Source organism: Microbacterium sp. AC026 (assembly GCF_979258475.1).
The window spans coordinates 2,166,841-2,187,770 of the sequence record NZ_OZ409857.1 but is presented as its reverse complement, the minus strand read 5'-3'; the positions used below and the strand labels follow the sequence as shown (position 1 = coordinate 2,187,770).

The 20,930-nt window shown below is 68.1% G+C and carries 18 protein-coding genes and 1 pseudogene; 15 read left to right on the top strand and 4 right to left on the bottom strand.

Annotated elements, in window-relative coordinates:
• The gene (locus tag ACZZ93_RS10825; RefSeq protein ID WP_431738926.1) at positions 1-1,251 is read right to left on the bottom strand and encodes an MFS transporter; all 1,251 of its coding nucleotides are present in this window, start codon (positions 1,249-1,251) and stop codon (positions 1-3) included.
• 59 nt (positions 1,252-1,310) lie between these two features.
• On the opposite strand from ACZZ93_RS10825, the gene ACZZ93_RS10820 reads away from it, so the two are divergent.
• Positions 1,311-2,426 (top strand): LacI family DNA-binding transcriptional regulator, encoded by a 1,116-nt coding sequence (locus ACZZ93_RS10820; protein WP_463511088.1) that lies wholly within the window; start codon positions 1,311-1,313, stop codon positions 2,424-2,426.
• Here ACZZ93_RS10820 and ACZZ93_RS10815 read toward each other — a convergent pair.
• From ACZZ93_RS10815 to ACZZ93_RS10805, 3 genes are read right to left on the bottom strand one after another with little or no spacing between them, the layout of a single operon-like run.
• The gene (locus tag ACZZ93_RS10815; RefSeq protein ID WP_463511087.1) at positions 2,393-3,892 is read right to left on the bottom strand and encodes a hypothetical protein; all 1,500 of its coding nucleotides are present in this window, start codon (positions 3,890-3,892) and stop codon (positions 2,393-2,395) included. The two genes, ACZZ93_RS10820 and ACZZ93_RS10815, sit on opposite strands and share 34 nt — an antisense overlap.
• Before the next feature lie 47 nt (positions 3,893-3,939).
• On the bottom strand, positions 3,940-4,266 hold the full coding sequence (locus ACZZ93_RS10810; RefSeq protein ID WP_056275821.1) for an L-rhamnose mutarotase: 327 nt from the start codon (positions 4,264-4,266) through the stop codon (positions 3,940-3,942).
• 15 nt (positions 4,267-4,281) lie between these two features.
• Positions 4,282-5,610 (bottom strand): alpha-L-fucosidase, encoded by a 1,329-nt coding sequence (locus ACZZ93_RS10805; protein WP_463511086.1) that lies wholly within the window; start codon positions 5,608-5,610, stop codon positions 4,282-4,284.
• Between the two features lie 86 nt (positions 5,611-5,696).
• On the opposite strand from ACZZ93_RS10805, the gene ACZZ93_RS10800 reads away from it, so the two are divergent.
• The 14 genes and pseudogenes from ACZZ93_RS10800 to ACZZ93_RS10735 all read left to right on the top strand — a co-directional run bounded on the left by ACZZ93_RS10800 (position 5,697) and on the right by ACZZ93_RS10735 (position 20,913).
• Positions 5,697-7,040, top strand: coding sequence for an alpha-L-fucosidase (locus ACZZ93_RS10800; RefSeq protein WP_295101228.1), 1,344 nt, complete (start codon positions 5,697-5,699; stop codon positions 7,038-7,040).
• An 80-nt stretch (positions 7,041-7,120) separates the two neighbouring features.
• Positions 7,121-8,380: an ABC transporter substrate-binding protein gene (locus ACZZ93_RS10795; protein WP_232224505.1), complete on the top strand. Its 1,260-nt coding sequence runs from the start codon at positions 7,121-7,123 to the stop codon at positions 8,378-8,380.
• A gap of 135 nt (positions 8,381-8,515) precedes the next feature.
• Complete coding sequence (locus ACZZ93_RS10790) at positions 8,516-9,355, top strand: carbohydrate ABC transporter permease (protein ID WP_363518750.1); 840 nt, start codon at positions 8,516-8,518, stop codon at positions 9,353-9,355.
• Complete coding sequence (locus tag ACZZ93_RS10785) at positions 9,348-10,211, top strand: carbohydrate ABC transporter permease (RefSeq protein ID WP_463511085.1); 864 nt, start codon at positions 9,348-9,350, stop codon at positions 10,209-10,211. The genes ACZZ93_RS10790 and ACZZ93_RS10785 overlap by 8 nt, the downstream gene beginning before the upstream one ends.
• A complete protein-coding gene (locus ACZZ93_RS10780) occupies positions 10,211-11,359 on the top strand; it encodes a mandelate racemase/muconate lactonizing enzyme family protein (protein ID WP_082297937.1) in 1,149 nt (382 codons plus the stop codon). Before ACZZ93_RS10785 ends, ACZZ93_RS10780 begins: the two co-directional genes overlap by 1 nt.
• Positions 11,356-12,369, top strand: coding sequence for an aldo/keto reductase (locus ACZZ93_RS10775; protein WP_463511084.1), 1,014 nt, complete (start codon positions 11,356-11,358; stop codon positions 12,367-12,369). Before ACZZ93_RS10780 ends, ACZZ93_RS10775 begins: the two co-directional genes overlap by 4 nt.
• A 5-nt stretch (positions 12,370-12,374) precedes the next feature.
• The gene (locus tag ACZZ93_RS10770) at positions 12,375-13,091 is read left to right on the top strand and encodes a GntR family transcriptional regulator (RefSeq protein ID WP_463511083.1); all 717 of its coding nucleotides are present in this window, start codon (positions 12,375-12,377) and stop codon (positions 13,089-13,091) included.
• Between the two features lie 180 nt (positions 13,092-13,271).
• Positions 13,272-16,214, top strand: a complete 2,943-nt coding sequence (locus ACZZ93_RS10765; RefSeq protein ID WP_072590435.1) for a Na+/H+ antiporter subunit A — start codon at positions 13,272-13,274, stop codon at positions 16,212-16,214.
• A pseudogene (locus tag ACZZ93_RS10760) lies at positions 16,214-16,714 on the top strand (Na(+)/H(+) antiporter subunit C); the annotation flags it as partial. The gene ACZZ93_RS10765 and the pseudogene ACZZ93_RS10760, both read left to right, overlap by 1 nt.
• A gap of 263 nt (positions 16,715-16,977) precedes the next feature.
• Positions 16,978-18,531, top strand: coding sequence for a Na+/H+ antiporter subunit D (locus tag ACZZ93_RS10755; protein WP_056275836.1), 1,554 nt, complete (start codon positions 16,978-16,980; stop codon positions 18,529-18,531).
• Positions 18,528-19,115, top strand: coding sequence for a Na+/H+ antiporter subunit E (locus ACZZ93_RS10750; protein ID WP_056275839.1), 588 nt, complete (start codon positions 18,528-18,530; stop codon positions 19,113-19,115). Before ACZZ93_RS10755 ends, ACZZ93_RS10750 begins: the two co-directional genes overlap by 4 nt.
• Positions 19,112-19,381, top strand: a complete 270-nt coding sequence (locus ACZZ93_RS10745; RefSeq protein ID WP_053098313.1) for an MrpF/PhaF family protein — start codon at positions 19,112-19,114, stop codon at positions 19,379-19,381. The genes ACZZ93_RS10750 and ACZZ93_RS10745 overlap by 4 nt, the downstream gene beginning before the upstream one ends.
• Entirely contained in the window at positions 19,378-19,767 is a 390-nt protein-coding gene (gene mnhG / locus ACZZ93_RS10740) for a monovalent cation/H(+) antiporter subunit G (RefSeq protein ID WP_053098314.1), read from the top strand. Before ACZZ93_RS10745 ends, mnhG begins: the two co-directional genes overlap by 4 nt.
• Positions 19,768-19,995: 228 nt before the next feature.
• Positions 19,996-20,913: a hypothetical protein gene (locus ACZZ93_RS10735; protein WP_463511082.1), complete on the top strand. Its 918-nt coding sequence runs from the start codon at positions 19,996-19,998 to the stop codon at positions 20,911-20,913.
• The last annotated feature ends 17 nt before the right edge of the window (positions 20,914-20,930 follow it).

The window sequence follows — 20,930 nt, the reverse complement described above, 5'->3', positions numbered from 1 at the left end:
CTACGAGGCTGACTTCGCGGTGACCGGCGGCGTCGACATCTCGTCCTTGCGGAGCGGGCGCGCGGCACCCGAGAACAGGCCGGACAACACGACCAGGCCGACGAGGATGTAGAGCGTGTTGAGCAGTCCGATGTGCTCGCTGATGAAGCCGAGCACGGGCGGGCCGCCCAGGAACGAGATGTAGCCGATCGTCGCGGCTGCGCTCACTCGCGCGGCCGCCTTGGCGGGGTCGTCTGCGGCGGCGGACATACCGAGCGGGAAGCCGAGAGAAGCGCCGACGCCCCACAGCGCTGCGCCCACGAAGACGAGAGGAAGGCTGGGGGCGAGGATGAAGATCAGGATGCCGGATGCGGCGGCAACCGCGAGGATGCGCAGCACGGCGACGCGGCCGAACCTGTCGACCAGTGGGCCTCCGAAGACGCGGACGACGGTCATCGCGACCGAGAACGTCGCGAGCGCGGCGGCGCCCAGTGCGGTGCCGCCTCCGTGGTCTTCGGCGACGCCGAGGGCGAGCCAGTCGTTGGCACCGCCCTCTGCGAACGACATGCCGAGCATGACGACGCCGATCGCGTAGGTGCGCGGCTCGCGCCAGGCGGACATCGCGACGTGCATCCGTTCTCGCCAGCGCGGCTTCTCTGCGTCGTCGGCCGCGGGGTCGAGTGCCTCTTCGCGTCGCGGCACGTTCGCGATGCTGGCGATGCCGATGGCAGCGATCGCGACGGCGATCACGAGCGTATGGGTGAAGACGTCGATGTGCAGCTGTGCGGCAAGCGCCCCGAGCCCGGCGCCGATCACGGTGCCGAAGCTGAAGAAGGCGTGGAAGAGGGGCAGGATCGTCTTGCCCGAGTGCTGCTCGATCGCGGTGGCCTCGACGTTCATCATGACGTCGACGCAGCCGTTGCCGAGTCCGAACAGCACGAGACCGATCAGCACCACGGAGTACGAGCCGAGGACGTTGGCGCCGATGCCGATGAGGGCCACGCCCGAGGCGAAGGTGAAGATCGACACCATCATGCCGAGGCGCGCGCCGGTGCGTGCCATGATCGCGGGGCTGGTCGAGATGCCGATGATCGAGGCGATGCCCGCGCCGAGCAGCAGCATGCCCACCTGAGCCTTGTCGACCTCGAGGGCGAGCTTGATGTCGGGGACACGGGACGCCCAGGTCGCGATCGAGAGACCGCTGGCGAGGAAGATCGCGAAGATCGCGGTGCGCCAGCGCACGTACTGCGATCGGGAGAGAGCCGTGTCCATGCGGATCAGCATATCGAATCGATTCGATGATCGGGAAGCCGGGGAGCTATCCTCGGAGTATGACGAGCCACGACAGCCCGCGCCGAGCGACGATCGCCGATGTCGCACGCGAGGCGGGAGTTGCCACGTCGACGGCATCCGTCGTCTTCAGCGGCAAGGCCAACGTCGCGCCGGCCACGCGCGAGCGGGTGCTCGCCGCAGCGGCGGCCCTCGGGTATGCCGGTCCCGACCCGCGCGCCGCATCGCTGCGTCGAGGACGCAGCGGCATCGTCGCGGTCGTGCTCGAGGGCCACCTGCGTGCGGCGTTCCTCGACCCGGTGACCACCGCCATGATGGACGGCCTGACCGATGGGATGGCCGAGCTCAGTGCCGGCATACTGCTGATGCGCGACGAGCCGGGCGACGACGAGTCGTCTCTCTCGAACGCACCCGTCGATGCGGTCGTGCTGATCGGGTGCTCGGGGCGCGCCAAGGCGTCGCTCGACATCGTGCGCAGCCGAGGCCTGCCGGTCGTCGTGATCGAGGGCGACGCGGGAGAGGGCATCCCGAAGATCCTGCTCGACAACTCTGCGGCGGCCGCGGACGTCGCTCGTCACCTGCGCGACCTCGGGCACCGCGACGTCGCACTCGTCACGCTGCCGCTCGACACCCGTCGCGAGCGGGGACCGGTCACTCAGGAGCGAATCGACGCGGCGACGGTGGATGTGACCATCGATCGCCTCGCCGGCATGCGCGAGATCTTTCCCGACGCGCCCGCGATCTCGGCCGGAGGCAGCTTCATCGACGAGGGGCTCCTCGCCGGACGGCATCTGCTGGCGGATGCCGAGACGCGGCCCACGGCGATCCTCGCTCAGAGCGATCTGATCGCCGTCGGCATCATCCGAGCCGCGGAGGAGCTGGGACTGCGCGTGCCCGAAGACCTGTCGGTCGCGGGTTTCGACGGGATCGCCGCCGATGGGCTCGGCGACCTCGTGCTCACGACCAGCGTGCAGCCGGCGGTCGAGAAGGGGCGCGCCGCCGGAGAGCAGGTCGCGCGGATGCTCCGGGAGAACCCGGCCAGACCCTGCACCTCACGTGTCGGTTCCGCGAGGGAACGACCACCGCGGCACCGGCTCGCTGACACGGGTCGCTGCGGTCTCGCTCAGCTGCGCTGCGGTCCCAGGGGCAGGGTCTGACTGCCGAAGTCCAGGATCGAGTACCGGCCGCACTCGACCACACGCTCAGGCTGCACCGCCTGCAGAAGATCCCACGGCACGGTCTGCGAATCCTCGACGAGGAAGGACACCTCGCCGACTGCGAAGTCCGTGCGGTTGACCAGCCACGCGTAGCCGTTGAGCTGATGATCGACCTGGACGAGGCGCGAGGGGTCTGCGACATGCAGTGCGGGCAGACGAACGGTCCAGAACTGTCCGGCGCCCGTGCGACCGGAGGCGCCGACCCAGTCCGTCACGCACGCGAGATCAGGGTCCGGCCGGGTGGTCGCTTCCGTCAGGCGCGGGATGCTGAGGCCGCCGACGACGAGAAGCACCACGCCGACGATGGCAGCTGTCGAACGACGCAGTCGGGCGGGGAGGCGAAGCACGCGAGGTGATGCGACGAGCACGAGCACCGGAGCGAAGACGAGAGGCTGCAGGTAACGCGCGGCATGCGTGCCCAGCGCGATCGCCCCGATGACGACGACGATCGGTGCCGCCCAGGCCATCGCGGCGACGAGACGGGTTCCCGGGTCGCCCTGTTTCGCTGTTCTCACGACGGCGAAGACGATGAGGGCGACGGTGACCAGCAGCCCGATCAGCCCGGGGAGGCTCTGACCGCGTTCGGCGATGAGTCGTGCGTAATAGCCGACCGACTCGTGCCAGTGGTCGGGCTGCGCGTAGCCGACGCCGGTGTTCGCGATCCATGCCGCGAACGGAATACGAGCCAGGAAGCCCGCGGTGGTGCCGGCGAGCAGCACCGCGATGAGGGCGAGGATCTGCGCACGCCGCGACGGAGACACGGCGGCGATGCCCAGGATGATCGCGAGGGGGAGGGTCGCCCACACCGCGTACAGCGGGTTCGAGAGCGCCGATACGAGCGCGACGGCGCCGAGAGCGATCGACGGCGAGGCTCTGAGGCGGCCGTCGTCGATCACGCGCCGAACGATGCCGACCGTGATGACGACGCCGATCACGGTCGCCGCGTAGTAGGTGGTCGTCAGCTGAAGGGATGCGAGGTCGAGCGCCTCTCGCGACGCCGAGACATCGGTCATCGCGAGCATGCCGAACACCCCGAGCGCGACGACGGACCAGGTGACGGGCGCAGAACCCGCGCGGCCGCGGCCGGCGACGAGCCGGATGGCTCCGTAGAGGGCGAGGAGATTGACGACCGCGCTGATCGCGAAGAGGCCGTTCACCGTCGTGGGCACGGCGGCGTCGATCGCGGTGAACGCCGCGGTCTCGGGCAGGAACAGAACGCTCGACATCGCCCAGTCGAGCGATTCCCCCGAGAGCAGCGACCGCGCGATCATCGCGACGACCAGTGAATCGCCGTCTCGGAAGAGCAGGTCGGCCCGGGCTGACGACGCGACCACGGATGCGGTGACGATCGACACGGCGGCAGCGCACATCCAGCCGGCCAGCTCGCGCACCCACGTCCGAGTCACGGGGCTACTCTGCCACGAGCCCGCGGCAGACCCGGGCAGCGGGGCGGTCAGGAGACCTGCGACCTCAGATCCCAGACCTGCTCCAGGGGAGCGGTGCCCTCGGCGCCGTCTTCGTCGCGGAAGAGCTCGACGAAGCGACCGATGTCGGCCTGCCAGGCGTGGTCGGCCGGATCGTCCTCGAGCGCGGCGACCGCGGCATCCCAGTCATCGCACTCGACCAGGTGGAACAGGCGCCGGCCCGACCTCCAGATCGTCCAGTCGTGGATGCCGATGCGCGCGAAGGTCTCGGCGAGAGCATCCGGGATGCGGGCGTGGTTCGTGCGGTAGTCGTCGACCGCGCCGTCGCGGATCTCGGAGTGCAGAGCGATGCGCATGAGAGGGTCCTTCCGTCAGTCCCTGGGCTGGAACGAGATCGCGACCGGGGTCGTCGCGTCCGCCACCTCGACCAGGATGGCACCATCGACGCGTTCCGCGATCACCGGATGCTCGCCGATCCGTGCGCTGCTCTCGTCGAGCAGGCCGTGCGGATCGGGGAGCTCGACGTGTCCGTTCCGGTCGACGACCGCGTGCACCGCATTATCCGTGCGTGTCCAGCGCAGCCAGGGGTCGTCGGACGCCGGCATCCGCTCTTCCGGTCGCGCACCGAACACGGCGTGCCCGTACTGCCTGTTCCAGTGGCCGATGCCCTCGAGGGTCTCTCGTTGCAGATCGGGGATGCGGCCGGACGCCTCGAGGCCGATGTTGAGCAGCAGGTTGCCGCCGCGTGAGACCACGTCGACGAGCAGAAGCACGGCCTCGTGCGCCGACAGCAGGTGCTCGCTCGTCTCCCTGCGGTTGTGGCCGAACGAGAGTCCGATCCCCCGGGTGTTCTCCCACGCCTCGCCGACCTCGACTGCGGTGCCGTGCACGTACTCGCTGGTGCGGAAGTCCCAGTGGGACTCTCCCCAGCGATCGTTGACGACGCCCTCGGGAACCTGCGCGTAGAACCTCTGGAAGGCGTGGGCGATGCTCTTCGGCCCCGGCTCGATTCCCGCAGCCGGCCACCGGATGTCGCCCCAGAGGATGTCGGGACGATAGCGGTCGATCAGGTCGATGACGTGGTCGTGCGCATATTCCGCGTAGGCGAGGTCATCGGGGGCGGGGGCGCCGTCATGGTCGATGGGCGGCAGGTCGGAGAAGTGCCAGTCGAGACCGCCTGAGTAGTACACGCCGAAGCGGAGGCCGGCCGCGCGCGTCGCGTCGGCGAAGGCTCCGATGAGGTCCTGCCCTGGGCCACGGGCGACGGTGTTGCGCCCATCCGTTCCCGGTGCGTCCCAGAGTGTGACGCCGTCGTGGTGCTTGGTCGTGGGGATGAAGTACCGTGCGCCCGTCGCCGCGACCACGGCGAGCACCTCGTCGGCGTCGAACTCCTCGGCCTTCCAGGCATCGAGGAAGTCGTCATAAGGAGCCCCGCCGTAGACCTCCTCGTGATGCCGGTGGGTCGGCGAGCCCTCGATGCGCATGGTGTTGGCGTACCACTCGGCATAGGGATTGTGGGCGTACCACTCGTCCCGTGGCACGGCGCCGAGCTCACCGGTGGGCTCTGCCCAGGCGGGAACCGAGTACGGCCCCCAGTGCACGAAGATCCCCAGTGCGGCGCCGCGGAACCACTCGGGAAGCGGTCGCTCGAACTCGCGGTAGGCCTCGGGACGAACAGGATCGGTTTCGAACATCGCCATCGGTAGGCACCTTTCATCACACCCTTGTGAACGGTTTCGTCTATCACGTATCCTATAGGAAATCTTGGACTCAAAGGAGAGGTTCGATGACAGACGCACGCTTCCGACGCCCCACAGAGCGCATCCCCGGCGGGGAGTGGTTCAGCGGCGCAGGCTTCGGCCTCTTCGTGCACTGGGACCAGGCGTCGCAGCAGGGCATCGAGATCTCCTGGCCCCTCGTCGGACGATCGATCATCCCGGGTGAGGATGCCGTGGAAGACGCCGTGACCGTGGCCGAGTACCAGGCGACGGCTCCGACGTTCGACCCCGTGAACTGGGATGCCGCAGATCTCGCGCGTCGTGCCCGCGAAGCGGGAGCCACCTACCTCGTCTTCACGGCACGTCACCATGCCGGATACAACATGTTCTTCACCGAGGAGTCCGACTTCGGCGTGCAGCACGGCCCCTTCGGTCGCGACATCACCCGTGAGTTCGTCGACGCCGTGCGCGCCGAGGGCCTGAAGGTCGGCATCTACTACAGCCTCCCCGACTGGAACCACCCCGACTATCCGGCATTCCGCGATGAGGACCGGCCGTACAAGCTCGAGCACTGGCCCGCCGCGGGCCTCGCCGAGTTCGCCGACACCCCCGACGCGACCGATCGCCACCGGCGGTCGAGTCCGGAGGAGTGGTCGCGCTACCTCGACTACGTGCGGGCGCAGCTGACCGAGCTCCTCACGAACTACGGGCAGATCGATCTGCTCTGGTTCGACGGCGACTGGGAGCGCTCCGCCGTCGAGTGGACGGCGCCGGCACTGCGCCGCCTGATCAAGGAGCTGCAGCCCGATGTCGTCATCAACGACCGCCTGCCCGGCCAGGGCGACTACCGCACCCCCGAGCAGGGCTTCCCGCTCACCCCGCCGACCGGTCCGTGGGAGCTGTGCCTCACGATCGGCGATCACTGGGCATGGCGCACGGGGCCGGACAACGAGAAGTCCGCGCGGTCGCTGCTCGTCACCCTCATCGACGTCGTCGCCCGCGGCGGCAATCTGCTGCTCAACGTGGGGCCCGGTCCCGACGGTGCGCTGCCGGCGGTCGAACAGGAGCGGCTGGGCGAGTTCGCGGGATGGATGCACGCGCACGCCGAGTCCGTGATCGGTGTCGAGCCCACCGTCGGCATCGACTTCCACGGGCCGACGACCGCGCGCGCCGGACGCCTCTACCTGCATCTGACCGCGGTGCCGGTCGACGAGATCATCGTGCGGGGCCTGCCCGTGCGTCGCATCACCCGGGTGCACCGCCTGGCCGACGATCTCGAGCTGCAGCATGACGCGAGCTTCGAGGTGCACGAGGCCTCGATCGCCGGCGACGACCTGGGCGAGCTGCGCATCGTCGCCCCCGCACCGAGCGGCGCCCTGATCGACGTCGTCGCCATCGACTTCTCCGAGTGACCCGAGCACGACCCGAACCCCCGAGCAGCACCCCCTCACCCATCGCATCGAATCAGCATCCAATGAAGGAGGCAGACAGAATGAATGCACTCTCATCCCGACGCGCGAAGCGTCTCATCCTGACAGGCGTCGCGGGCCTCACCGCTCTCACCCTCGCCGGCTGTGCCAGCGGCTCGGGAGGAGGAGGAGGCGGCGACGCCGGCGGCCCTCTCGTGCTCTACACGTGGGCCGCCAGCGAGGGCGATCAGGCGCAGTGGGCTGACTTCATCGACGGCGCCCAGGCCGAGGATCCCGACCTCGACATCACCGTCGAGGGGCCCAGCTTCTCGGACTACTGGACCAAGGTGAAGACCCGCCTCAGCGGCTCGAACCCGCCCTGCCTGCTGACCACGCAGGCGGCCCGCGCGCAGGAGCTCGGCGACCTGCTGATGCCGCTCGACGACCTGATCGAGAAGTCCGACTTCGACATCGAGAACATCGACGCATCCATGCTCAGCGGCATGACGGTCGACGGCACGATCAGGGCGATCCCCTACGACGCCGAGCCGATCGTGCTGTTCTACAACGTCGAGGCGTTCGAGGCCGCGGGTCTCGAACTGCCCGGCACCGAGTACACGCGCGATCAGTTCATCGCGGATGCGAAGGCGCTGACCGACGGCGACAAGAAGGGCCTCGCGCTCGCACCCGGCATCTTCATCCCGAACGCCTGGTCGCTCGCCGACGGCGTTCCGGCCGTGACCGAGGACGGCGAGCTCGACCTCACGAACCCCGACTTCGTCGACCAGATCCAGAGCTTCTTCGACCTGGTGTCGGTCGAGCAGGTCGCCAAGGCCCCCGAGGCGGCGGACGGCTCGGAGGTCTCGCAGCAGGCCTTCACCTCGGGCGAGGTGCCGATGCTGATCGAAGGTCCGTGGATGTACGGCAGCTTCGCCGACGCCGCCGACTTCACGCTCGGCGTCACGATCGTCCCGTCGACCAGCGGCGAGGCCGCCGCGATGACGGCGGGTTCGGGCTTCGGCATCGCGGCCAACTGCGACCGCCCGGACGAGGCGTTCGCGGCGATCGAGGCACTGACCTCGGTGTCGGTGCAGGAGAAGCAGGCCGAGGCGCGCGGCATCGTTCCGGCGCGCATCGAGGCGCTCCCGGCCTGGGCTGAGGGCAAGACCGAGGGTGCGGCCGAGGTCGTCGAGGCTCTGCTGGCCGATGCGACCCCGCAGCGCACCACCCCGACCTGGAACCAGGTCGAGACCCTGATGACCCAGTACGGAGTGCAGGGCTACCGGGGTGAGCTGACGGCGGAGGAGATCATGGAGACCATCCAGAACTCCGTCGCGGGCTGAGCGGATGGCGATCATGAGCGAGCGGAGAGAGGCCACGGCCTCCTCTTCCGTGCCCGGCGCGGCGGGAGTGCCCTTCGGCGCTCCCGCCCCGCGGGTTCCCCGCCCCCGCGACGGCGCGGCCAAGCCTGGGTGGCGGTGGCCTTCCTCGCACCCGGGATGATCGGGTTCGTCCTCTTCATCCTCACTCCGCTGTTCGGGTCGGCCTTCATCAGCCTGTTCGACTGGAAGCTGTTCGGCAGCCCCGACTTCATCGGCTTCGAGAACTACGTCAAGCTGTTCCGCGACCCGACGTTCTACACGGTGCTCGGCAACACCCTGATCTTCGCGATCGTGTACACGGCGCTGAATCTGGTCGTCGCCCTCACCATCTCGCTGTGGCTCAGCACGCGCATGAAGGCGGCCGGGGCGTGGCGGGTCATCTTCTTCCTGCCCGTGATCACGCCCATGGTGGCCAACGCGCTGGTGTGGCGACTCCTGCTCTCGCAGGACGGTCTCGTCAACTCGATGCTCGCGACCGTCGGCGTCGACGGACCGAACTGGCTGTCGGACTCGGCGTGGGCGCTGCCCTCGGTCATCGCGATGTCGGTATGGCAGTCGTTCGGCTACAACGTGATCGTCCTGTCGGCCGGACTCAGCGCGATCCCGAAGGAACTGCTCGAGGCCTCTCGCATCGACGGCACCTCGGCGTGGCAGCGACTGCGCTTCATCATCCTCCCGCTGCTCTCGCCGTCGCTGTTCTTCTGCTCCACGATGACGATGATCGGCGCGTTCCAGGTGTTCGTACAGCCGCTCTTCCTCACGCAGGGCGGGCCGGGAGAGAGCACCAACACCTTCGTGCTGTACCTGTACCGCAACGGATTCGTCTTCGATCGGCTCGGCTATGCATCCGCTCTCGCGTGGATCCTCTTCCTCGTCGTGATGCTCATCACGGCCCTGCAGTTCGTCGGCCAGCGCAGGTGGGTGAACTATGAGTGACGTCGTGAGCCTGCCCCGTCGTGCGCGACAGCGCCGTGAGTCGCTCAAGGAGTGGCTCAACACCGCAGCCATCGCCGTGGTCGCGCTGATCTTCGCGTTCCCCTTCATCTGGATGTTCCTCACGGCGCTCAAGCCCGAGAACGAGGTCTTCACCGCCACCCCGCAGATCTTCGGATCGGAGATCCGCTGGGCGAGCTTCGTCGAGGCGTGGACCGTCGTGCCGTTCGGACGCTTCATCCTCAACGGCCTGTTCGTCGCGATCCTCGGCGCCGCCCTCTCGGTGATCGTCGCCGTGCTCTCGGCCTACGCCTTCTCTCGACTGCGGTTCAAGTACCGCGACAAGCTCTTCCTGCTGTTCGTGCTCACTCTCGTGCTGCCGCAGGAGGTGCTCGTCGTCCCGCTCTTCATCATGATCAACAGCTGGGGATGGAACGACAGCTACGCGGCCCTCATCATCCCGTTCGCCTTCACCGCGTTCGGCACCTTCCTGATGCGGCAGTTCTTCCTCACCATCCCCATGGAGTACGAGGAGGCGGCACTGATCGACGGCGCCTCGCGACTGCGCACCCTGTGGTCGGTGCTGCTGCCGCAGCTGGTCGCCCCGCTCAGCGTGCTCGCGGTGTTCTCGTTCATCGGCTATTGGAACTCGTACCTGTGGCCGCTGATCATCATCAACACGCAGGACATGGCCACCGTGCCCCTCGGGCTCGGCATGTTCACCGGTCAGTTCGGCACGCAGTGGTCGCTGCTCATGGCCGCATCGACACTGGCCGTCATCCCCTCGTTGATCCTCGTGCTGCTGCTGCAACGGCAGCTCATCAAGGGGGTCACCCTGGGCGGACTCGGAGGACGCTGATGACCACGACACACCACACCACGAAGCCCTTGCGGGAGGCCGTCGCGGACGCGACGGCCGGCAGCCGCATCGTGCACGCGGAGGCGCAGCTGTGCGACCTGCCCGTGGAGACCGAGCGCACGGATGCCCTGCAGACGTTCGTCAAGCAGGAGACCATCTTCGTGCGGCTGCGCACCGCCGACGGCACCGAGGGCATCGGCTACAGCTACACGATCGGCACCGGCGGCGGGGCGGTGCTCAGCATGCTGCGCGAGACGCTGCTGCCCGCTCTGATCGGGCTCGAGGCCGAGCGTCCCGAAGCGCTGTGGCTCGCACTCTTCGGCATCACTCGCGCCACCACGGTCGGGCCGATCACGGCACTCGCGCTCGCCGCGGTCGACACCGCGGTCTGGGATGCGAAGACCCGTCGCGCCGGACTCCCGCTCTGGGTCGCCGCCGGAGGCGCGTCGCCCTCCGTGCCCGTGTACGACACGGAGGGCGGATGGCTGCACTTCCGCACCGACGAACTCGTCGCCCATGCGGTCGCCGCCAAAGAGCGCGGCATGGGCGGCGTGAAGATCAAGGTCGGCATGCCGCGAGGGCACCAGGACCTCGAGCGACTGCGTGCCGTGCGCGACGCGGTCGGACCCGGCATGGACATCATGGTCGACGCGAACCAGTCGTTCACGGTCGCCGAAGCCGTGCGTCGAGCCCGGCTGTTCGAGCAGGTCGACGTCTTCTGGTTCGAAGAGCCCCTGCCTGCGGAGGACGTCGAGGGGCATCGTCTTCTGGCGCGCTCGACGTCGGTGCCGATCGCGGTCGGCGAGAGCATGTACTCGCTCGGTCACTTCCGCGAGCACCTGCAGCGTGGCGGCGCGTCGATCGTGCAGGCCGACGTCGCCCGGGTCGGCGGGATCACTCCGTGGCTCAAGATCGCGCATCTGGCCGAGTCCTTCAACGCCCCCGTCGCGCCGCACTTCCTCATGGAGCTCCACGTCTCCCTCGTCTGCGCGATCCCCAACGCGCTGTACCTCGAGCACATCCCGCAGCTGCGAGCGGTCACGACGGGCGAGATCCGCATCGAGAACGGTCGCGGGTGGGCGCCGACGCAGGCGGGCCTCGGCATCCCCTGGAACGATGACGCCCTGGGCCGGCTGATCGTGTCATGAGTGCGCCTGCCTCCACCGCAGCGAAGCCCGTCGCGATCGGACGCGGAGGGCTTCTCGCCCCGCCTGTCGCCTATGGGGCTGCCGCGCTCGGCAATCTCTACCGGGCGCTGGACGACCGGGAGTGGCCGCGGATCGTGCCGGCCGCGTGGGAGGGCGGCGTGCGGTACTTCGATGTCGCGCCGCACTACGGTCTCGGCCTCGCCGAGCGACGCCTCGGCGAGAGCCTGCGCGAGCTCCCGCGTGAGGAGTACATCGTCTCGACCAAGGTCGGACGCCTGCTGGTTCCGCAGGATGCCGAGGGCCGCTCGGACCTCGACAACCTGTTCGACGTGCCGGCGGATCATCGGCGCGTGCGCGACTACTCCCGCGACGGCGTGCTGCGCTCGGTCGAGCAGTCGCTCGAGCGCCTCGGACTCGACCGCATCGACATCGCTCTCGTGCACGATCCCGATGAGGACGAGCGCGAGGCGCTCGAGGGTGCCTTCCCCGCCCTGAGCGAGCTGCGGGACCAGGGCGTCATCCGCTCGTTCGGTGCCGGCATGAACCAGAGCGGCATGCTCACGCGATTCGTGCAGGAGACGGATGCCGACGTCATGATGGTCGCCGGGCGCTGGACGCTGCTCGACCAGTCAGCCGCCGATGACCTGCTCCCGATCGCCCGGGAGCGCGAGGTGACGGTGCTCGCCGCCGCCGTCTTCAACTCGGGAATCCTCGCGACGGATGCTCCCGCTCACGATGCCACGTTCGACTACGGCCCCGCGGACCGCTCGGTGCTCGCCCGGGCTCAGGCGATCGCCCGGGTCGCCCGGCATCACGGCACCACACTCCCCGAACTGGCCGCACAGTATCCGCTGACGCATCCCGCCGTGGGCGCGGTGGTGATGGGCGGTGCCAGCGCGGAGCAGGTCGCGCGCAACAGCCGTCTCGTCGCACGCCCGGTCGCCGCGGCGGTCTGGGACGATCTGCGTGATCGCGGTCTGATCGCCGACGAAGGGCACCCCCTACGATGAGACTCATGTTCGGCGACGACGAGGCACGCGGACCGAGGCCGCTTCCGGCACGGCGCGCGCTCGTCGACGACGTGTACGACGCGGTGCTCGGCCTGCTCATGGACCAGGTCATCGAACCGGGAGCCAAGGTCAACATCGACGCGGTCGCCCGCGACCTCGACGTGTCTCCGACGCCCGTGCGCGAGGCGCTGACGCGGCTCGAGTCCGAAGGGCTCGTCGCGAAGCGGGCGCTGAAGGGGTATGTCGCAGCTCCTCTGCTCGACGCAGGTGGCCTGCGCGATCTGTACGACATGCGCGAGCTGCTGGAGCCGGAGGCGGCGCGGCGTGCATCGGCGCATCTCGACCACGAGACCGAGACCGAGCTGGCGGAGTCCGTGGTGACGATGCGTACAGCGTCGGCACCCGATGAGGACGAGCGCTTCCGCAACTACCGGCGGTTCATCGACGAGGATCTGCACTTCCATCACCTGATCGCGGAGAGTGCGCAGAGTCCGCTGCTGTCGGAGGCCATCGTGCGGCTGCGTGCGCACATGCACCTCTACCGGCTGAACTTCCGCCACGACTTCGAAGACGACACCGTGAGCGAGCACGAGAGCATCCTCGACGCGCTGCGCCGACGCGACCCCGAAGCCGCCGCCGCGGCGATGAGGATGCACATCGCGAACTCGTACGACCGTCTCGGTCCGGCGCTCGCTCGGCAGGCTGAGAACGCATCCGAATGAGCTGATTCTGCGTGCGAGATCGCGCAAATTGCCCGAAAATCCGGGGGAAACCGACCATTTGCATGGTCGGGCGCCGACATGATCGACCCTGAAGCGCGGAATATCAAGGTAAACTCGATATCGACACCCGCCCGCCCGCCTGCGCCGCCCCCGGCCGACGAGCTTTGAGGAGCCGCGTATATGCTGACGCTCCTCGCCGTGTTCCTCCTCGGGTCGATCCTGATGCCCGTTCTGGTGCGCTGGCTGGGATCCCAGGCATTCGCCATCGCGGCTCTCATTCCCGCCGCGGCATTCATCCACGCCCTCGTCCTCACCCCTCAGGTGCTCGACGGACCGACGCCCTTCGTCTCGGTCGCGTGGATCCCGCAGCTCGGACTCAATCTGTCCATGAACATGGACGTGCTCGGCTGGGTGCTGACGCTCATCGTCACCGGCGTCGGTGCTCTCGTGCTGCTGTACTGCCGTTGGTACTTCCATGACGACTCCGCCGGCATCGGCCAGTTCGCGGGCGTGCTGCTCGGGTTCGCGGGTGCGATGTACGGCCTCGTCCTGACCGACGACCTCGTCATGCTCGTGATGTTCTGGGAGGTGACGAGCATCCTCTCGTACCTCCTCATCGGGCACTACCGACGCCGCGCCGCCAGCCGACGAGCAGCACTGCAGGCGCTCCTGGTCACCACTCTCGGCGGGCTCGTGATGTTCGTCGGAGTCGTGCTGCTCGTGGTCGACGCGGGTACCTCGAGCATCCGCGAGATCCTCGAGATCGCACCCACAGGCGCCATCGTCGACGCCGCCGTCGTGATGCTCCTCGTCGGCGCGATCAGCAAGTCCGCGATCTTCCCCTTCCACTTCTGGCTGCCCGGTGCGATGGCGGCGCCCACTCCCGTGAGCGCGTACCTGCACGCCGCGGCGATGGTCAAGGCGGGTATCTACCTGATCGCGCGCTTCGCCCCGATCTTCGCCTTCACCGGTCCGTGGCGGCCGATCATCATCTCGCTGGGCATCCTGACGATGCTGATCGGCGGCATCCAGGCGCTGCGCGAGACCGACCTCAAGCGCATCCTCGCGTTCGGCACCGTCAGCCAGCTGGGCTTCTTCTCGGTCGTGATCGGCTACGGCACCCAGGCGAGCGCGCTGGCCGGTCTCGCACTCGTGATCGCGCACGCGCTGTTCAAGTCGGCGCTGTTCCTGATCGTCGGAGTGATCGACCGTCAGCTGTCGACGCGAGACATCACCGAGCTGAGTGGCGTCGGGCGTCAGGCTCCCGTCATGGCGACAGCGGCATTCATCTCCATCGCATCGATGGCCGGCATCGCACCGACCCTCGGATTCGTGGCGAAGGAGTCGACCCTCACGGCGCTCCTGGACGACGCACTGCACGGCTCGCCCTGGGGGCTCGTCGCGATCATCGGCGTCAGCCTGGGATCCATGCTCACGGCGGCATATGGCATCCGCTTCCTCTGGGGTGCCTTCTGGACCAAGCGCGATGCGGCGGGCGATCGCCTCCCCGACACCGCCTGGCCCGACCCGCCCGTCGGATTCCTCTCGGCGCCGATCATCCTCGCCGGGCTCACGCTCGCCGCCGGGATCGGAGCACCGGCTCTCGACGTCGCGCTCCAGGGATACGCGCTCACAGCCACCCCGGGCCTCGATGCCGAGGGGGTCGCCGCGGAAGGACCCGGGCACCTCGCGCTCTGGCACGGTCTCGAGCCGGCGCTCGGCATCTCGATCCTGTCGATCCTGCTCGGCGCCGCCGTCTTCCTCCTCACGCTGCGCACCGGATGGGACCGCAAGGCGCGACTGATCCGCTTCACTGCCGCAGACGTCTACTACCTGGTCATGCGCGGCATCGACCGACTCTCGGTGCTGAGCACGACGCTCACCCAGCGCGGCTCTCTGCCGGTCTACGTCGGCACCATCTTCGTGGTGTTCGTCGCCGCCGAGATCACGGCGCTCGTCGCCAGTGACATCGATCGCTTCCAGCTCTCGGCCTGGCACACGCCCACGCAGCTCGTGGTCGCGCCGATGATGGCCGCCGCGGGCGTCATGGCCGTGCGCGCGCAGAAGAGATACACGGGCGTCGTCCTCGTGTCGATCACCGGCCTCGGGATGGTCGTGCTGTTCGCGACCAGCGGCGCCCCCGACCTCGCGCTCACGCAGATCCTCGTCGAGACCGTGACGATGGTCACCTTCGCACTGGTGCTGCGTCGGCTTCCCGCGCGGATGGGCGAGCACAACGCCTCTGTCGGGCGCATTCCCCGCGCGCTGCTGGGTGTCGGGGTCGGGCTCACCATGGCGCTGGTCGCGATCGTGGCGACCCAGTCCCGCGTCGCGGATCCGATCTCCGCCGCGTTCCCGAAGCTCGCGTACGAGATCGGTCACGGCAAGAACGTCGTGAACGTCGCCCTGGTCGACCTGCGCGGCTGGGACACGATGGGCGAGCTCTCGGTGCTCGTGCTCGCCGCCACGGGTGTCGCGTCTCTCGTGTTCGTCACGCACCGCGCCGACATGCTCTCCGCGACGAAGACGCTGCCCAAGGCGCGCCGCCGTCGCACGCTCAGCCGCCCGCTCGTCGAGACGACCGAGGGCGTGCGCTTCCAGACCGACGAGAACGAGAGCAGCCCCCGCGCCTGGCTCGTCGGCGGCCCGAAGATGAAGCCCGAGAACAGGTCGATCCTGCTCGAGGTCATCGTCCGCATCCTCTTCCACACGATCATCGTCGTGTCGATCTTCCTGCTCTTCTCCGGCCATAACCTCCCAGGCGGAGGCTTCGCCGGAGGCCTCGTCGCGGGCATGGCCCTCGTCATGCGCTACGTCGCCGGCGGACGCTGGGAGCTGGGCGCTGCCGCACCCACGGATGCCGGGCGACTGCTCGGTGCCGGTCTGATCCTCGCCGTCGGCACGGCGGTCGTGCCGCTGTTCTTCGGCTTGGCGCCGCTCACCAGCAACTTCTGGGAGTGGGAGATCCCCGGCATCGGCCACATGGAGTTCGTCACCTCGACCATCTTCGATGTCGGTGTGTACCTGGTCGTGATCGGCCTCGTGCTCGACGTGCTGCGCAGCCTCGGTGCCGAGGTCGACCGTCAGGCGCAGGAGTTCCGCGAGCGAGGGGTGACCCTCTGATGGATGTCTCCCTCACCCTGATCGTGATCATGGCCGTGCTCTTCGCCTGCGGCGTCTACGCGATGCTCGAGCGCAGTCTCACCCGCGTGCTGATCGGCTTCCTGCTGCTCGGCAACGCGACGAACCTGCTGCTCCTCATCGTCATGGGAGTGCCCGGCAACGCGCCCTTCTTCGGAACCGAGGGCGAGCTCAGCGACCCGCTGCCCCAGGCGCTCACCCTGACCGCCATCGTCATCACCTTCGCCGTCTCGGCGTTCCTCCTCGCCCTCATCTACCGCTCGTGGCAGCTGGGCCAGGCCGACACCGTCGAGGACGACGAGGCCGACATCGCTCTCCGTGAGCGCACCGATGCCGACGAAGACCTCATGGACGACGAGGCCGACGCGGCGGACGACGAGGCGACCACGGACTTCGTCGGCGTGCAGACGTCGCCGATCACCGTGCTGCACATGCGCGACCACGCCGCGATCAACGACGACGCTCCGACCGACCGGCCCACCCCGCCTCGAGCCGTGTCCGCGGCGTCCGACCAGGATCCCGATGTGGATGCCGGTCCAGGCGCGGCCGTCCTCGACGGGGAGTCGGCACCGCCCGACGACGACGCCGAGGACTCGACGCACTCGTCGGCTTTCCGGACGGATGCCGACACGCACGCGTCGGACGCCCACGAGACCGATGCGGCGGACGCCGCTCGAGATACGGCGGCTGACACGGCATCCGATGACAGCGCACCCGAGCACACCGACGATGGGGAGGACCGCCGATGAGCGCCCTCGTCCCCCTGCTCGTCGCCCTGCCGCTGCTCGGCGCCGCAGTGACCCTGATCTTCGGCCGCAATCCGCGCCTCCAGGCCTTCGTCACGGTGGCCACGCTCGCGATCGTCTCGGTCATCGCGGCCGTGCTGCTGGTCGTCGTCGATGCGGGTGAGCCGCTCGCGGTCTCGGTCGGCGGGTGGCCGGTGCCGTTCGGCATCGTGCTCTACGTCGACAGGCTCGCGGCGCTCCTCGTGCTCATCTCGAGCATCGTGCTGCTCGCGGTCCTGCTCTTCTCGATCGGTCAGGGTGCCGCGGACGGCACCGACGAGACCCCGATCTCGATCTTCAACCCGTCGTACCTGATCCTCGCGGCCGGCATCTTCAACGCCTTCATCGCGGGCGACCTCTTCAACCTGTACGTCGGATTCGAGATCCTGCTCGTGGCGTCGTACGTGCTGATAACGCTCGGGAGCACCGAGTCCCGCATCCGCACGGGTGCCGTCTACATCGTCGTCTCGTTGGTCTCGTCGATCCTGTTCCTCGCTTCGATCGCGATGATCTACGGTGCCCTCGGCACCGTGAACATGGCCCAGATCGCCGAGCGCATGACCGAGCTCCCGCAGGAGACGCAGCTCGTGCTGCACCTCATGCTGGTGATCGCCTTCGGCATCAAGGCCGCGATCTTCCCGGTGTCGTTCTGGCTGCCCGACTCGTACCCGACGGCACCGGCGCCCGTCACTGCGGTGTTCGCGGGATTGCTGACCAAGGTCGGCGTCTACGCGCTGATCCGCACCGAGACGCAGCTGTTCGCCGAGAACAGCATCGACACGGTGCTGCTGATCATCGCGTTGGCGACCATGATCGTGGGCGTGCTCGGCGCTGTCGCACAGGCCGAGCTCAAACGAATCCTGTCGTTCACGCTGGTGAGCCACGTCGGCTACATGATCTTCGGCCTCGCGATAGCGACCCCCGCGGCGATCGGCGCGACGGTCTACTACATCGTCCACCACATCATCGTGCAGACGACGCTGTTCCTGGCGGTCGGTCTCATCGAGCGCAGGGCGGGAAGCACGTCCATCCTGCGCGTGAAGGGACTGCTCAAGGTCGCGCCCGTGATCGCGGTGCTCTACTTCATCCCCGCGATCAACCTCGGCGGACTGCCGCCGTTCTCCGGTTTCATCGGCAAGTTCGCGCTGTTCGAAGCCGCAGCATCCGTGGGAACGCCGCTGATGCTCGTGCTGATCTTCGGCGGCATCGTCACCTCGCTGCTCACGCTCTACGCGCTGATGCGAGCATGGAACCTCGCGTTCTGGCGCGAGGAGGACGACTCGACCGAGACCGAGGGGCGCATCTCGTACCTCGGCAACGCCCCGGCCGCGGATGAGCAGCAGGAGCGCCGCCGCATCCCCCGGATCATGACCATCGCGACCGCCGGGATGGTCGGGGTGACGATCGCGCTCACCGTGTTCGCGGGCCCGCTGTATGCCCTGTGCGACCGCATCGGTGCGGCGCTGCTCGACCCCGTCACCCTCGTGCAGCTGGAAGACGAGGTGGAAGGATGAGCCCCACCGAGACCGGCCGCCACTTCTGGCGGGACATCCGCGTGCAGCTGCCGTTCCTGGCATGGCTCGTCGTGCTCTGGATGCTGCTGTGGGGGCAGTTCACGGTGCTGGCGTTCGTCTCGGGCCTGGTCATCGCGGTGTTCGTCACCCGTGTCTTCCGGCTGCCCACCGTCGAGCTCTCCGGACGCATCAACATCTGGTTCGCCGCGTTGCTCATCGTGCAGTTCCTCTTCGCCGTGCTCCGCGGCGCCGTCGCGGTCACCGTGCAGGTGTTCGACTTCCGGCATCAGCCCGGCGCCGCGATCATCGCCGTTCCTCTGCGCTATGCCGACGACCTGATGATGACGCACGTGTCCGTGGTGTCGTCGCTGGTTCCCGGGTCGCTCGTCGTCGAGGCCGATCGCGACCGGCAGGTGCTGTACCTGCACGTGATCGGGGTGCGCAGCATGGCCGATGTCGAGAAGCAGCGCGAAGGCGTGCTGCGCTGGGAGCGACGGGTCGTGCGTGCGCTTGGAGCCCCGGCGCAGTACCGTGCCCTCAAGGCCGACGAACGTGCGGCGCGCGCCGGCGGAGGTGCCCGATGAATGTGCTGATGCTCGCGATCATGGTCGTCTTCGGCGTCGCCGCCATCCTGACGATCATCCGCATCGTGCGGGGGCCCTCGATCCTCGACCGGGCGGTGGCCTCCGACGTGCTGCTCACCGAGGTCATGTGCGTGCTCGGCGCCGAGATGGCCATCAACGGCCACACCCGCAACATCCCGGTGATGCTGATCATCGCCGCGGTCGGCGTCTTCGGCTCGATCTCGGTCGCCCGGTTCGTGGCCAGAAGGGACAACACGACACCATGAACGTGTTCGGTCTCGCCATTCCCGACGTGGTCATCGACGTCGCCGTGCTCGTGCTGATCCTGCTCGGCGCGATCCTCTGCCTGTCGGCGGCGGTCGGGCTGCTGCGATTCCGCGACGTGCCGTCGCGGCTGCACGCCGCGACCAAACCGCAGGTGCTCGGCCTCATCCTCATCTGCCTCGCGATCGCGCTGTCTCAGCGCACGGTCGGCGGAATCCTGTTCGGGCTCGCGCTCGTCGCCCCGGTCGTGCTCATGCAGTTCGCCACCGCGCCGCTGTCCGCGCACATCGTCGGGCGGCAGGCGTATCGCAACGGCACCACCGACGAGCGCAGCCTGGTCGTGGACGAGCTCGCCGAGTCGAAGCAGACCCCGCCGGCCGCCGGCTGATCGCACGTCTTACGCCGGTGCGGGGCCGCTTGCGGTTCACAATTCAGCATGAGCCTGTGCCGGTGGGGCCGAAGGGGCTTCAGGGCTGCTCGATACGAGATCCATGCTGAGTAGTGAACGACACCGGTCATTGCTTCTTCTCCTACACGGAACCCTATTCCGTGCAAGTCATCCACTGTTGCTTGGACGACGCACATCGACACCGTCCCTTATCTGCACACTTCTGCGATGGGGAATAAGCAGAAGACGGTCGTTCAGCGCGCGAGAGACACCTATTCGCGCACGGTCTTCAGTCGATCGGATCTGGTGCACCGAGGGCTCACGGGGCGTCTCATCGCCGAGTCAGTGGCCCGAGGAGAACTCCAGCACGTGCGCCGCGATCGATATGCGCTGCCGTCGACGCACCGGGACATCGTCGAGGCTGTCCGCATCGGCGGGCGGGTCTCATGCTTGTCTCTCCTCGCCCTTCTCGGTGTCTTCGTGTTCCGTTGCCGAGAGCTCCATGTGCTCGTGACTCCGGGTTCGTCTCGTCTACGTGTGGCGAGGGACGGAAAGGTCGTGCTCCATTGGAAGGCGCTGACCAGCGTTCGCGAGAGCCTTCATGCGGCTCCGTTGGTCGATGCCGTCGCGCACTCCGTGCTCTGCCAGGCTCCGCGCGAGGCGCTTGCCACCTTGGACAGTGTGCTTCATCACGGACTCCTCACCCGCGACGATCTGGTCACGATGTTCGCTGCTCTACCCGCCCGATTCCGCCCGCTGCTCGCACTGGTCGACCCGTCGGCGGGCTCGGGCTCAGAGACATTCATGCGGTTGCTGCTCCGGACGATGGGCGTCGCCTATGAGACCCAGGTGTACCTCGAAGGCGTCGGGTACGTCGACTTCGTGGTGGACGGCTGGTTGATCATCGAGTGCGACAGCAAGGAGTTCCACGAGGGGTGGGAGAAGCAGATGCAGGATCGCGAGCGCGATATCGCCGCGGCCCGACTCGGCTTCGTGACCGTCCGGCCCCTTGCGAAAGACATTTTCGGTGACCAGGCGTCTGTGAGGCAGGCTCTCGAGCAGGTCATCGCTGCACTCGGACCGAGGTTCGTAGACGCACGTCGTTCACAATTCAGCAGGAATCGCCGCGGAGCGGCGGTCGAGTAGCGGAATCACGGGGCTCA